14 protein-coding genes are annotated in these 14,109 nt (G+C 37.2%); 1 reads left to right on the top strand and 13 read right to left on the bottom strand.

The genetic code is table 11. The annotated features are described in order from the left end of the window. Positions 1 to 94 precede the first annotated feature (94 nt). The 10 genes from HMPREF2961_RS03065 to HMPREF2961_RS03020 all read right to left on the bottom strand — a co-directional run bounded on the left by HMPREF2961_RS03065 (position 95) and on the right by HMPREF2961_RS03020 (position 11,059). Positions 95 to 1,192 (bottom strand): WxLIP family cell surface protein, encoded by a 1,098-nt coding sequence (locus tag HMPREF2961_RS03065; RefSeq protein ID WP_002315536.1) that lies wholly within the window; start codon positions 1,190 to 1,192, stop codon positions 95 to 97. 120 nt (positions 1,193 to 1,312) lie between these two features. Beyond that, positions 1,313 to 3,340 carry a lectin-like domain-containing protein gene (locus tag HMPREF2961_RS03060; protein ID WP_025477287.1) on the bottom strand — a complete coding sequence of 676 codons (2,028 nt, stop codon included), beginning with the start codon at positions 3,338 to 3,340 and terminating at the stop codon, positions 1,313 to 1,315. Positions 3,341 to 3,486: 146 nt separating this feature from the next. Beyond that, positions 3,487 to 4,215, bottom strand: coding sequence for a WxL domain-containing protein (locus HMPREF2961_RS03055; RefSeq protein WP_033705012.1), 729 nt, complete (start codon positions 4,213 to 4,215; stop codon positions 3,487 to 3,489). A 537-nt stretch (positions 4,216 to 4,752) separates the two neighbouring features. Next, positions 4,753 to 5,730 carry a tagatose-bisphosphate aldolase gene (gene lacD, locus HMPREF2961_RS03050; RefSeq protein ID WP_002315533.1) on the bottom strand — a complete coding sequence of 326 codons (978 nt, stop codon included), beginning with the start codon at positions 5,728 to 5,730 and terminating at the stop codon, positions 4,753 to 4,755. A 12-nt stretch (positions 5,731 to 5,742) separates the two neighbouring features. Then, positions 5,743 to 6,669 (bottom strand): tagatose-6-phosphate kinase, encoded by a 927-nt coding sequence (lacC, locus tag HMPREF2961_RS03045; RefSeq protein WP_002315532.1) that lies wholly within the window; start codon positions 6,667 to 6,669, stop codon positions 5,743 to 5,745. Continuing rightward, entirely contained in the window at positions 6,666 to 7,196 is a 531-nt protein-coding gene (gene lacB / locus HMPREF2961_RS03040; RefSeq protein ID WP_002315531.1) for a galactose-6-phosphate isomerase subunit LacB, read from the bottom strand. The genes lacC and lacB overlap by 4 nt, the downstream gene beginning before the upstream one ends. Positions 7,197 to 7,209: 13 nt before the next feature. After that, positions 7,210 to 7,638: a galactose-6-phosphate isomerase subunit LacA gene (lacA, locus tag HMPREF2961_RS03035; RefSeq protein ID WP_002315530.1), complete on the bottom strand. Its 429-nt coding sequence runs from the start codon at positions 7,636 to 7,638 to the stop codon at positions 7,210 to 7,212. A 17-nt stretch (positions 7,639 to 7,655) separates the two neighbouring features. Then, a complete protein-coding gene (gene lacG, locus HMPREF2961_RS03030; protein ID WP_070703939.1) occupies positions 7,656 to 9,059 on the bottom strand; it encodes a 6-phospho-beta-galactosidase in 1,404 nt (467 codons plus the stop codon). 11 nt (positions 9,060 to 9,070) lie between these two features. After that, complete coding sequence (locus HMPREF2961_RS03025; protein ID WP_002315528.1) at positions 9,071 to 10,732, bottom strand: lactose-specific PTS transporter subunit EIIC; 1,662 nt, start codon at positions 10,730 to 10,732, stop codon at positions 9,071 to 9,073. Positions 10,733 to 10,747: 15 nt separating this feature from the next. Beyond that, entirely contained in the window at positions 10,748 to 11,059 is a 312-nt protein-coding gene (locus HMPREF2961_RS03020) for a PTS sugar transporter subunit IIA (RefSeq protein ID WP_002315527.1), read from the bottom strand. 172 nt (positions 11,060 to 11,231) lie between these two features. Between HMPREF2961_RS03020 and HMPREF2961_RS03015 the strand changes: the two genes are divergently transcribed. Continuing rightward, entirely contained in the window at positions 11,232 to 12,017 is a 786-nt protein-coding gene (locus tag HMPREF2961_RS03015) for a DeoR/GlpR family DNA-binding transcription regulator (protein ID WP_070703937.1), read from the top strand. 152 nt (positions 12,018 to 12,169) lie between these two features. Here the strand turns inward: HMPREF2961_RS03015 and HMPREF2961_RS03010 are convergent, their stop codons facing one another. From HMPREF2961_RS03010 to HMPREF2961_RS03000, 3 genes are all read right to left on the bottom strand, one after another. Next, complete coding sequence (locus HMPREF2961_RS03010; RefSeq protein WP_002315525.1) at positions 12,170 to 13,069, bottom strand: metallophosphoesterase; 900 nt, start codon at positions 13,067 to 13,069, stop codon at positions 12,170 to 12,172. A 9-nt stretch (positions 13,070 to 13,078) separates the two neighbouring features. Further along, positions 13,079 to 13,435 carry an iron-sulfur cluster biosynthesis family protein gene (locus HMPREF2961_RS03005; RefSeq protein ID WP_002315524.1) on the bottom strand — a complete coding sequence of 119 codons (357 nt, stop codon included), beginning with the start codon at positions 13,433 to 13,435 and terminating at the stop codon, positions 13,079 to 13,081. Positions 13,436 to 13,498: 63 nt separating this feature from the next. After that, positions 13,499 to 14,080, bottom strand: coding sequence for a GNAT family N-acetyltransferase (locus HMPREF2961_RS03000; RefSeq protein ID WP_002315523.1), 582 nt, complete (start codon positions 14,078 to 14,080; stop codon positions 13,499 to 13,501). Positions 14,081 to 14,109: the final 29 nt, after the last annotated feature.

Genomic DNA, 14,109 nt, shown 5'->3' with positions numbered 1-14,109 from the left:
TTTTTCTATTTACACAAAATATTTTACACTCTCCTATCGAAAAAGGACTTAAATATCACGCAATAAGGAAAAACTATTATTTGTTATTTTGATTTTACTTTTCTTTCTCTTCTTTCTTTCTCAAAATAAACCAAAGGATAAGTATTAAAACGAACAACAAGAAAATTAGCGCTTCCAAGATGTAGATCCAATTATTGGCCTTTTTAATCGTCACATCTTTCGTATTCAATTCCTTGGCTTCTTTCCCGTCTATCATAAACACTTTTTCAAATATCCATTGGTCGGTATAGTTGATGGTGGTATTTTCTTTTTTTCTTGAGAATTTTCCGTTTTCATTTTCATTTCCTAGAATGGTCATTGTGAGATGATATTCGCCTGGAGTTAGTGGCTGACCATTCAAAGCTGTTGGAAAAGAAAAGTTTGTATTCGGCGCAATCTGCAATCCTTCTTTTTCCTCCTGATATAAAACTTCAGAATGTCCTTTTTTTGTAATTTTTGTTTCAATAACTACTTGATTGATATAGGTTTTTTGATCATTTTGGACGTTTGCTAAAATGACATTTCTTGCATTGATTTGATCAGGTTTAACTTCATGGAGTACTAGGTTAGGAGCAACTTCATTCAGTGTCTGTCGCATTAACAAGGCAACAGTATAGGCGTATTCATTCTCAATCGATAAGCTTTGATCCTTGTTTTCTGTTTGATCCTTTTCCGTCACAATTTCTTTGAATGTGATTCCACCAGCCAATACGCCATCGAATCGATCTTTTGGCATCTTGGCATGAAAAACCACGGTTTGAACGCTTTTAGGTTCCAGTGTCACTGTCTCTGGGTAACTCACATAGTCGATCAGATCAAAGATTAGACTTTCGTCTTTTTCAATCTCATTTTTTCCATATTCAACCATTACGTTTGAATTAGTCGTTGCGCTATTCACAGAAATGTCGATTTTCACTTCTTTTTCCGTATCATTTCTCAATTCTGCTTTTAATTCTACTTCCTGATCTGGAACAAGTTGGAGATCGAAATAAGTTTTTCTTTTATCGATCTGATTCTCTGAAGTTATTGGCGTCACCGAAAAATTGAATGCACTAGCTGTCACTGGTAACTGGTTAAAAAGTGTCCCTATAATAACTAGGAGTGTTATAAATAATTGCTGTTTTGGTTTCAAGAAAATCGCTCCTTTCATCATATGTAAGAAAAGATGGGAACAAAAGCGTGTCTCTGCCATTTTAAGCTGTGCAGGAAATAAGTATTTATGGTTCCTGTTGTCCTTGGTGATCCATGCTTTTGTCCTCATCTTCTCTTTTTATTAATTTTCTGGAACATCTGCAAGAATCCAGGATAGTTTCCCCTCAAATGTTCCAATCCTTTGATTTTCTACAGGAATATCTATTCTGATTCCATGTTGAGATGTAGAATCTAAAATAGCAGACAAATCACTTTCGCCTTTTTGGTCACTTTCAAAAATCGTAACAGCAGATGACCCTATAACCGTTGTCTCTTCAGAAGTAACAAACGAAAGAGCTTCCGGGAGTTCAAACGTTCCATTTGTAAGAACTTTTTCTTGTTTCAATTGTAATATCCAACCTCCAGAAGCCCGTTCATCCATGATTTTCAATCCACCTGAGAACTGCCCAAATACACTTAATGGTTTATTGGATATTTTATGTTGCCCAAAATCTACATACTGAGGAGCCGCTGAAAGATAAAGCTTTCCTTTTCTGTAATAAAAATAGATATCCGCTGTATTTTCGGAAAAGACACCTTCTGTATTCGCTGAATCAGAGTCAAAAACATATCCCTCAATATCAATAGGAACTTCTTTATAACTCTCTCCGATTTTTCCAGTGATTGTTTTCATTTCTGCGAGTTCATTTTGACTCTCTTTCTCTTTATAATAAACATGGACATCTATTTCCTTCAGCTTCGCAATCGTCAGACTTATATCATTTGACTGCTCAATTAACTTTGCATTCTCAAGATATTCAAAGTGCATAGTCAGTACCTTTTCGGGAATGACTTCTTGCAAGTCTGTTTCCAACTCAATAATCAATGTATCTCCAAGAACAAAATAATCTCCTAGATTGAGTGTGACTCGGTTTCCTGTTATCAGGATATCTTTGGCATCAACTTGATTTCCGTTGATCAAGATACGCTCAGGAATATTTAATTCTTGTGGTAGGTCTATACTAGTCTCCAATTTCTTATCTTCAAGAAAATTCCCAGTAACTTTCAATGTATTTCTGATAGTTATCTTATCGTTTCTTTCAACTTCAGCGATGGCCCCATAATCACTATCATTGACTTTTACATCAGCTGATGATGACACATTAGATGGAAGTTGCGTCATCGCGATAGCGTTTTCTTGAAAAAATGTACCTGTTGAAGAAGTAAATCCCCAATTTACTTCTGTAGAACCGAATTGACTGATGAGATCAGGTACAATGTGAGAAGAGCGACCGACACCTTCCAGATCATAGGTGAGACTTCTTTGAGACGCGTCCCATTGAATGATTAATGTACGCCATGTACCATCAGAGAGAAAAGTAGGTGCTACTGTTACGCCAGTATGCTCTCCGGAATAATTGTTGTTATTTGGTTTAGGAGTGACAAAGGCGACATGTCCATGTCCCTTATTATCGGCAGTTATTTCACGATCCATTCGATCAGAAGAGCCACTATTTTTATATGTGTCGAACTCAATCGAGAGTGCATTTGCGACATAAGGCTGTCCTGATCGAGTCGAATAAGAACCAATTCCCATACCTGGGGAACCGATAACTTGACTGGGATCATTAGCCATTCTAGAATCACCAGTCAATGTAAAAGTCATACCATCTCCTGCTTTATCTCGTTGATTTCCTAAATATAAATAACATTTAAATGTAAAATCTGAGCGTAAATCGATTTTATTGTTTGACCAAATAGCTCCTCTTTGAGACCTCTCTGCTGGATTCAATTGCAATAGCTTCCCGTTTTCCAATATGGACGTGCTGGTACCGATAGGTTGTTGAAAAATCTTATCAATAGAAATAATATTGGGATCATTAGGCAGCCCCACTCGATAAGTCGGGGCATTCTCCAATGGCTGTTTGATTAACTCTTCAGATTCTTCTTTGTCAGTGGTCTCTTTACTGTCAGTAGTACTTGAATTCTCACTGCTTTCTTGGATCTGGCTGGATTCTGTTAAACGATCGAATGTCGAAGCCTCTTTGCTTTCTTCGACTCTTCTATTATCATTCACCAACTGATTCGATTCCAAAGAATACCCTATAATCGGAAAGATATTAGTCGCTAATAGACTGCTTAAAATGAGCGCGATCCTTCTCTTTTTCACTATATCTTTTCCTCCTGATCGTTGAATTCCCAGATGAACTGTTCCTGTCCAAACTAATATAGCTTGGCCTTTACCAACCTTTGTTTAGATTGTCTTCACAAAACCGTTTGACTGCATGCTTATTTTCAATTGTTCTTGCAAGTAAACTAGTTATTGGGTGTATCTTCTAATGTCCAAACTAATTTAGTAGAATATTGTTGCGCTAACTTGACAGATGTACCAGGTACCGAAAGCTGTACCGCATCTTTATTTTCATTTTCATTCGCACCAAATCGATAGACCCAAGTCCCCACACCTGTTCCTGATTTAGCATTGATTGCTAACGTATTATTTCCTCCTGGTGTCAGCGTTAATTCAGAATTAACCGTTTCAGGTGTATATGTTGGATCAACCAAAGAAACAGCCTGTCCTTTCGTAAACTTCAGCTGTGCTCCAACTAGTTCGTCCCCACTGGCAGTTTTAAATTGTTCTGGTTGTGCTACACTTAATTTCCACCCAGATAGTGTTCCTCTTTTATCTGTCACTTGGACATATGTCGGTTTTTTAGAACCATCAGTCATTTCATCAGCAGATGCATAATACGTTTTATCTGCAGTAGAAATTTTTTTAGTCCCAAATTTGAATTTTGATCCATAATCAATCGATAATGCTCCTCCTGTTCCAGGACTTGGAGGGTCTACTGGATCGACAGGGACGTTGGGATCAGGATCTTCCGGATCAACTGGAGGAGTTATTCCCTCATCTCCTGCTTCAAATGTGATCGTTCCGTCTGTGTTATATTCCTTTGGGTATACTTCAGCTGCAGAGACAAAAGTCGCACTTACTGCCATACTGAATAACATCGTTGCTACTAATATAGTTTCTTTTTTCATCATTGCCATTCCTCTTTCTTTTTTTAATAAATATACAATCGATCCATAGCACATGTTTGCTTTACGGAACTTATGAGAGAGAAGAATATCGTCCCGTGTCTGCTCATATATGTCGATTAGTTGTTAGGTGATCATCAGTCCGTTTTGATTCTTATTTTTCTATTGCCGCTTGATGCAATTAAAATTAGAACTATAGCTGTCATAGTCTTTAAAATCATTTGTACGTCTCACACCCCCATCCATCAAAATATGACTTGACTGTCAAGACTGCAATCAATAGTTATTATAAGTAAATAAAAAATACATATTATATTATTTTTTGACAGTATCAGATAAAAAAAGAATAAACGCTTGCATCTAGTACTCCCTATGTTATGAACCAATTGATCAAATAAACATTCGCTAACTATTCTCCACAGCAAAAAAGCAGCAGATCCACGATAAATGGATCTACTGCTCTTACTTATCCTTATATTTAACAGGGATTTTCTTTGTCGTTGATGATATTCCATCACTGCCGTAGTAATAATAGAAAAAATATTAGAACTTATTAAAATCAATAGGTGTCGCGGTTTCCTTCAATACGGTATTTAAGCTTTCGATATTTGCTCGTCCTTGTGTATTCATCCATTCAATTGCTGCCTCTTTTCCATCAAGGACATAATGTTTGATTCCATCAGCCCAAGTGGCACGACCACAAAGAACACCGTTGAAAGTAGAACCGGCATGTTTTGCAAAATGTAAGGTTTCTTGGAATAATTCAGAGGTTACACCAGCACTCAAAAAAACGTAAGGCAGAGGAGTAGATTCAGCTTGTTCTTTGAAAAAAGCTGCTGCTTCTGATTTTGTATAAATGGCTTCATCTATCCCATACCCTTCGACATATTTCATATTGACTGGCACTTCTACTTTTAGTGCATCCACCCCGTAACGTGTTTTAGAGAATTCTTTCATCATTCCAATCACTTTATGGGGTTTTTCGCGTGCATATTTTTTCGATGTTGAATCAGGAATGGTTGCATCATAAGACAGCAATTCTAGAAAGAATGGTAACTTCTCTGCTTGACACTCCAAACCAATTCGTTCAATAAAGGCGTGCTTTTGATGATTGATTTCTTCAGATTCATCAATATCATAATATAGCAGTGTTTTGCATGCATCCGCACCAGCTTCTTTCAAGCGCTTGACTGACCAAGCAGTTAACAAATCTGGAAGGCGTCCAGGAGTGGAGAGATCATAGCCGGTTTTCTCATAAGCTAACAACAATCCTGAATTTTCGTTCTTTACATCAGCAGCAGGTAGCCCGTAGTCTGGATCTAATAAAATAGATGATGCATATTCCGTTAATTCAGAGGCAACGATTTTCTTAAATTCTACAATCTCTGTGTCTTCTGCTTCACTTCCCTTGAATTGAGCAATCATTTTCTTCCATGCACCACGTTGGTCGATTGCTAAAGCACCAATTATCCCCTCGCTACTACATAAGCGATTGATAAATCGTCGTTTTTCTTCATTCAAATCGATATCCTCCTAGACTTCTTTTATTTGTATCTGCTTAATTAATGTATGATAATTTACTAACTCAATATAACCCGTGGTTTCTTCTTGTGCATTTAGTATTCCCAGAGCATTTCCTTGCTTCAGCACCACATCAACTGATTTCTCTTTTTCAATAGCAATCGCTAAACCAGCTAACATTGCATCACCAGAACCTACAGGGTTTAAGGCTTTGATTGAAGGGATCATCACATGATAGAATCGATTCGAATGTTTAGCAAATGCACCTTTTCTACCCATCGAGACTACAACCCAGTCAATACCAGCAAACAACGGATCCGATAAAGCTACTTTCAGTTTCTTCACATCCGTAGTGATAGGCTGATCTAATAACTCCGCTAATTCTTGTATGTTTGGCTTAATCAAATACGGTTTAGACTCTCCTTTAAGTACTGTCATCAATGCTTCACCAGAACAATCTAACATGACCGGCTTGGGTCTGCAGACTTGTATCATTTGCTGGTAAAAATCTATCGGAAGTCCTTGAGGCAAACTACCAGAAAAACAAATAACATCAGCTTTTACTGCCAATTTTCCTAAATGATTGAGAAAGTCAGAAGCCTCTTGTGTAGAAACAATTGGTCCACTTTCTAAGATTTCCGTCTGCTGACCTTCATGTAAAATAGCGATGCAATTTCGTGTTTCGCCTTTGATAGACAAAAATTCATGAAGGATATTATCTTGCGTTAACCTCTCTTTGATTTCTTTCCCTAAAACCCCACCAATTAATCCACTCGCCATCACTTCTGCATCTAATTGCTTCAAGATGCGTGTGACATTCAATCCTTTCCCACCGACTGTTTTTTTCACATTTTTCACACGATTGACTGCATCTAAACTAAATTCTGTTAATGGATAAGAAACATCGATTGAAGGATTCATCGTAATCGTTAGAATCATTGATTAGCCTCACAATCTTGGTATTCATCGCGATTCCATTTTTCGATAAATTCATCAAAAAAATTCGGATCAATTTGATACTCACTAGCTTTTTCGATTTGTTTGATTTTAGCAATCAATTGCTTGTTCTCATCCGTTTCTTGATATTTTGCCTGAATGAAAGCATCAAGAATATCACAAATCAAAAATTCTCCAGTAATTCGAGCGCCAAACCCGATCACATTTGCATCCAATTGTTCTTTTGCATAGATAGCTGTTGTCATATCACGCACTAATGCGCTCCGAATACCTGGAACTTTGTTTACTGCATTATTGATTCCTACCCCGGTCCCACATAAACAGACCCCTAGATCTGCTTTTCCCATCACTACTGCTTCTCCTACTTTTTTTCCATAAATGGGATAATGAGTCCGTGTGAAATCATAGGTTCCCATGTCTAATACTTCATGTCCTTTTGCTTTCAAAAAATCTGATAGAGCCATTTTAGTATCTGTGACGATGTGGTCACAACCAATTGCGATTTTCATACTTTCTCCTTTTTTATGCCATTTTATTCAACATATCTACACGAACTTGATGTCGACCACCTACATAAGTTGCTTGTAAAAATTCCTTTACGATCGATAACGCTAACTCTTCTCCTATGATCTTCGATCCAAGAGCAATCATGCGAGAATTATTGTGCTCTCTAGTCATATAAGCGCTACGTTCGTCTGAAACTACTGCTGCAATCATTCCTTTGACTTTTGTTGCTGTGATGAAGCTCCCTACTCCGTAGCTGTCTACTGTAATACCTAAACTTCCTTCATTCTTCATTAGATCATTCGCGACGGCTAAAGCAGATGCTACAAAATCTTCCGAAGGTATCTCACTTTTATCTGCTATCATAAATCCTTTTTCGATTAGATCTTTCTTGATCACTTCTTTCAGTTGCATTCCATCTTTATCCGAACCGATTACTATACGCATCTTCTTACCTCTCTTCCTTATTCAAGCAATTTGCTGTTGCTGATTTTCTTATACCAATAGGCACTTTTTTTCGCATATCGATTTTGATTTTTAAAATCGACATAAAATAAGCCATAGCGTTTCTTATAGCCATTTGTCCATGAAAACACGTCCATCAATGACCATACAAAGTAACCTTCTACATTTACCCCGCGCTCAATAGCTTTTAAAATGGCTTTCAAGTGTACGAAAATATAAGCGATTCGAGAATCATCTTGCACTTGCTTGTCACATAACACATCTTTTTCGCCCATTCCATTTTCTGTTACATAGATTTTTTTATAGTTTGGATACCGTTCCTTGATAAAGACCAACATATCCTCTAGCCCTTGCGGATAAATTGGCCAATCCCAGTCTGTTGTTGGAACTTCAGGGTTATTGACTCTTTCTCCGACCCCTTTCAATGCAAAACGACTACTTCCTTTTTCTCCCGTACCGTTGTGATGGATAGCAGATTCACCAATATAAGCTTTTACGAAATGGCTAGCATAATAATTGACTCCAATAAAATCAATTTGATCAGCTGCATAAGCTAATATCTCAAATTCTTCACGTGTAGTTTTCAACACTCCTTCGTTTTCGTGAAGAATCTCTTCGATGCTTTCCAAAGTATCTTCAGCGTAATGTCCCCTATAAGTAGCGTCTAATAAAAATTGATTTGCTAAAATATGTTCTTTTCTTGCAGAACGTGTATCTTCAAGATGATTGGTAATACCATATTTTGATTCCAAGATGTGGACAATACCGATTTCCCCTAGGCACTCCGCCTTTTTATACTTTTCAACTACTTTTGCATGGGCAACCATCATGTTGTGCATGGCTTGGATGGCTTTTGGAAGATCGTATTTTATATTCGGTGGAAAATGACCAATAATGTATTGACCAGCTACTACAGACCAAGGCTCATTGAACGTGATCCAATAATTTACTTTGTTCCCATATTCTTTGAAACAAAACTCCGCAAAATCAACATAAGCAATAATCGTTTCTTGAGAAAGCCAATCGCCCTTTTCGAACAAAGATAAAGGGGTGTCAAAGTGATGCAAGGTGACAAAGGGTTCCACTCCATTAGCTATACATTCATCAATCAATTTGTGATAAAACTGAACACCGGATGGATCAAATTTTCCGACACCTGAAGGAAATATCCGTGACCAAGCAATAGAAATACGAAGACCATTGATACCGAATGCACGGCAGAATTCTAGATCTTCTGGGTATTTATGATAAAAATCACTTGCTAGACTTGGATCAAACATACCTTGCTCTTTTAAATAATCATCCCAATAATTCTTCCCTCGATTTCCTTCTAATAGTGCACCTTCTGCTTGAAAAGCAGCTGTCGCAGCACCAAAAACAAAATGTTCCGGAAACTTATTCATTCTCTACCTCCTTAAATTAAATTTTTAAAAACAAAATCTACTGCTTGATTCGGCGCTTTCGCTAAAGCCACATACTCCGCTCCACTAGTAGAAACAGCTTTTGTTTTGTAATTTTTTACATCTTCTTCCAATTCTTTAAACATTGAAGCCATTTGTGGAGCTAAAACGATCAAATCAAATTCATTGATTAAATCTTTATGTTGCCCATAAGCCATTGCTGTAGATTCAATATCGATAGCTCGAGCTTTAGCACCTTTTTTGATTGCATTAGCCAACATAGAACTTGTTGCACCATTTGCACATAGAACCAATACATTTTTTTGACCACCTTCTTCCATTAACCCTGTAATCATTTGTTCAGCTATAGGAGGTTCTTCTGTAAAGATTGGTTCAGTCTTTACTTCCTCAAGGTTTTCTTTTGCCACTAATTCATTGTCATATGCTTTGAAAAATGGAAAATATATTAAAAAATCAACGATCAGTAATAGTATGACTAATAAAACTGCTAATCCAGCAAATCCTGTTCCTAAAATCAAACCAATTGGTCCAGGCGTTGTCCATGGCAAATTATAAATAAATCCATCCATCCCTAAAGTATCGACGAAAAACTTAAAAATCCACACATTTAAGATTGGCGCAGTCACAAAAGGAATAAAGAAAATCGGGTTCAAAACAACTGGTGCACCAAACAGGATCGGTTCATTCACACCAAATAACACAGGGATAGCAGAAGCACGGCCAATCGTTTTCATTTGCTTCGACTTTGCCAAAAAAGCAAACATGAATGTTAGGATAAGCGTAGCTCCTGTACCACCTAAAGTAGCGACAAAATATTGGATCCCTTGAGAAAGAATCCGTGGTGCATGTTCACCACTTTGATAGAGCTGAAGATTCGCTTCAACATTTGTAATATAGATTGCCGCAACTGCAGGTTCTACGATAGAAGGTCCGTGGATACCGACAAACCAGAAAAAAGCCATTGCACCAAAAATCAATGCCAGTCCTAAATATCCATCTGCAGCACTAAAAATTGGCTGGAACAATTCAATAATCTTTTCTGAGAATCCTGTTCCTGCTAAATGCCTGAACCCTAAGTCGAATAACCAAAAAAAGACAGTTGCTAACGTGATTGGGATAAGATCTTTGAATGTCTGCGAAATATTCCCTGGAACTTCTTCAGGCATTTTTACAGTGATATTGTTTTTGACACAGAAACGATAGATGTTTGGGACAATAAATCCGACTACAAAAGCTGTCAACAATCCTTTTGTTCCCATAAAATCAGAAGAGAAACCGCCTTCAATCGCATCCACGCCAATAATCACAAATCCGATAAATGCTGCAATCATCGTTGAAGTTGGATTGATTTGATTGGTTTTGGGTAGTTTATTATTAAAAGTCTCCGTCAAACTTTTTGTCACGGTAGCGGCCATAAGCAAACCTAGAATACCCATTGATCCGTTGTAAGCCTTCATTAGAATCGTTTCGATTGATGTATCCCAATGGAAACCGAAGGCGTTTGGAACATAGGCAGCTAACAAAAAGAAACTTGAAAAAAGAATCACTGGTATAAGGCTGATAAAGCCATCTCTAATCGCTCTCAAGTAAGGATTATTCGAAATCTTTTCAAAATGAGGTTTCATCTTTTCGATTGTTTGTATCAGCTGTTTCATACTGCTTCTGCCCCCTTACGCTTTTTTGTAGATATTGAATAAATGTCTGATCGTATCTTTCAACAACATCGTCGTCATCAAGTGATCTTGTGCATGGACCATGATAAAACCGATTTCGATTGATTCACCGTTTGCCTCAGCTGCTAACATTTGTGTTTGAGATTTATGTGCCTCCATCAAACTGGTATGAGCTTCTTCTACTAGCCGCTCTGCTTGCTCAAAATTTTTCTTTTCTGCTTCTTCAATCGCTTTCATTAATTTGGATCGTGCTTCTCCTGCAAATGCAACTACTTCAAATCCAATCATTGCTGCTTCTTCTTTATTCATCGACTTCTCCCTTTGTTTGTTTTTGTTTGCTTTTGTTTCTTCCAAACATATCATAAAAGAAGAAGCCATTCCTGTCAAAGCAGAGTTACTGTTTAAAATTGACTTTATTTTCAAAATATAATATGTTTAATTCGGACATAAAAGAAGGACTTGAACGAGGGGCAAGAAAAAAATGATAAAAGAAGAACGTCAAAAGTATTTGATGGATTTATTGAGCCAATATAAATTCTTAAAAGTAAGAGACATCGTCAATGAACTTAATATAACTGACATGACTGTTCGTAGAGACTTTCAAGAATTAGAAGATAAAGGACTGATCATTCGTGTACATGGCGGTGCAAGAATCATTGAAGACAATAAGAACGATATACTTACTGAGCTAAGCCATCGAGAAAAACAACATATCCATCTCAATAAAAAATTGGAGATTGCAAGGATCATTGCTGAGAATATATTCGAAGACGAGACTGTTTTTTTGGGTGCAGGTACAACCATCGAACTAGTCTATGAGTTTTTAACCGTGAACCATGCCAAGATCATCACGAATTCCATACATGTATTTGACAAATTCAAACATGATCCAAGATTTGAATTGATTTTGATTGGCGGTTCTTATCGGAGTAAAACAGGTGCATTTGTGGGGACGATTGCAAATGATTTTATTTCAGGAATCCATGTGATGAAAAGCTTTATCGGAGTAAATGGATTAGATACAACTGCTATCTATACTTCAAATGAAGACGAAGGATTAACTCAAAAATGTGCGTTGAATATTGCTGAACAGAGATTTATTGTTGCTGATCACCACAAAATAAATAAAAAAGATTTTTACAGTTTTTATTCTATAAAAGACGCTGACTACCTAATCACTGACTCAATGATTACTGCGGAAGATCAAGAAATATTTGGAAAGAAAATCCCTATATTATCTTCTAAGGGACGACTTGATTTATCTTGAATAGAATGAATTTTCCGTTATTGCTTTCTCTCATGATGCCACAGATATAGAAAAACAAAAAAACTTGGTACACGAATGTTGTACCAAGTTTTTTTGTTTTTATGGAATGTGTTTATTAATCAATTAAACATACATAGGTATAACTGTTTCTTTCAATACGAAATGATCGTCATCGCTTGTTCAAATTCCTCTTGCAAATGTTGTGTTTGATAGTGCTGGAAAGCTGGATGATGGGCACGCAAGAGTACACGTAATTTCATAGGATCATAGCTGTCTAACAACTGTTCTTTCAAAACAAAATCACGAGTCAGTTGCCATTCATAATAATAACCGAATGGTCGACAACTATAAATTGCTCCATGGATCAACTGATCTTCGAACCGCCGATGCGTATGACCAAAAACTACTTGCTTGATATTTGAGTAATGGTCTAATAATTTCCCGAATGATTCTGATCCTAAAAACGCATTTAATTTATTCCAACGCTCATAAGGAGCAGATTGATACACGATAAATGCTCGTTTAGGAACGAAATGAGTGGATAGAATGACCTCAAGCTTTTTTGCTTCCAACTGGTCTAGCAAATTTTTTGCAGCTGCAAGCATTTCTGCATTGACCTCGAGATCTGTTTTCCCACGCTGGATGAACCGATCATACCAATACAAACGTTTCATTCGTACGATTGCATCGTAATCTTTCAATTCGGAAAACTGATAGTCGTACCAGCCATTCATCCCTAAAAGAACGGTCTGCTCATTTAAAGCAATATACCGTTCATTTAAAAAATGTGGGTCTGGAAAATGGTCCATCATCTGTTCATTGGGCACATCTGCCAACTCGTGATTGCCGAAATGAAAGGTCGTAGATAATCCTTTATTGACGAAAAATTCGACAACAGCTAGGCATCGATCTACTTTATTGGCCGTATCTCCGGCTAGATGAAGCCGAGTGATCTTGTGCTTTTGCAAAACTTGCCAAAGCTGCATCAGCTCTGATTCGCCGAATTTATTGATGTCCACATGTAAGTCGCTGATGATCGCCAATTTTCCCATTTTATCCCTCTAGTCTTTTCGAACAACTTGCAAGTTGCCTTTTCTCAAACCGCTTGGTCCTTTTAATTGTAAACTATTGTAAGTTGGTTCTAAAGCAAGTGTTGATGGATCATCCATGTAAAGTATTGCACTGTCTTTGATTTTGATTGGTCCAACTGGTGTATCAGCCACTACAGAATAAAGACTTAGATCTTTTTGTGTATCTTTTTTAACAATGATCAATCGAAATGCCGTGTCTAATTGGCAACTGACTTGGCTTTCTGCAAATGGACCGTCGCCGTTTTCGATATCTAATAAAAGTTGATCATCTGCTTCTAATTTATTTTTCAATACTTCTTGCGCTTCTTTTGTCACTTCTAATTTCATCTGTATCACCTCACGTCATAGAATAATCACTTTATTCATCAGATGCAACTAATTTGTCTGGTTTTAGCTGTTTCTTGTTTGTTGGAGAGCCAACCATTCGGATTTTGTGATTCCTCTTATCACTAAAGAAACCACTTCGCCATTTCTTCGCTCAGCATCTGGGATCAATCCTTCTTTTTTCATATGTAACTTCTCCATTACCCGTCCCGAATTGGAATTTCTCACGTCATGGGTAGCAAAGATCCTTACAAGATCTAATTTTTCGAAACCTAGTTTCAGCAAAGCAGCAGTAGCTTCAGGCATATAGCCATTTCCCCAATAGGCAGAATTGAGCGCATATCCGATTTCGGCAGTCCCGTTATGGTCATTCACACGAATATCTGTCGTTCCGATCAGTTTACCTGATTTTTTTAGTTCTATACCATATTTTCCTAAAGGGTCCTTTATAAAGGATGTAGCAATAGTTGCTCTTGTTTCTGCTAATGATTGGTTTGCGGGAAAGAGGAACCGTGTCGTTACCTCATCACTTGCATATTCATATACATCCTCTGTATCTGCTAAAGTGACGGGTCGTAAAATAAGTCGTTCTGTTTCTATCCATTGATTTTCTGCCAGTACAAGGTCTGTTTTAATTTCTTCTCCCATCTAAATCCGCTTCTTTCGTTATTTTTTCT

The organism is Enterococcus sp. HMSC076E04, from assembly GCF_001814285.1.
GTDB lineage: Bacteria > Bacillota > Bacilli > Lactobacillales > Enterococcaceae > Enterococcus_B > Enterococcus_B lactis.
This window is presented reverse-complemented; position numbering and strand designations above follow the sequence as displayed.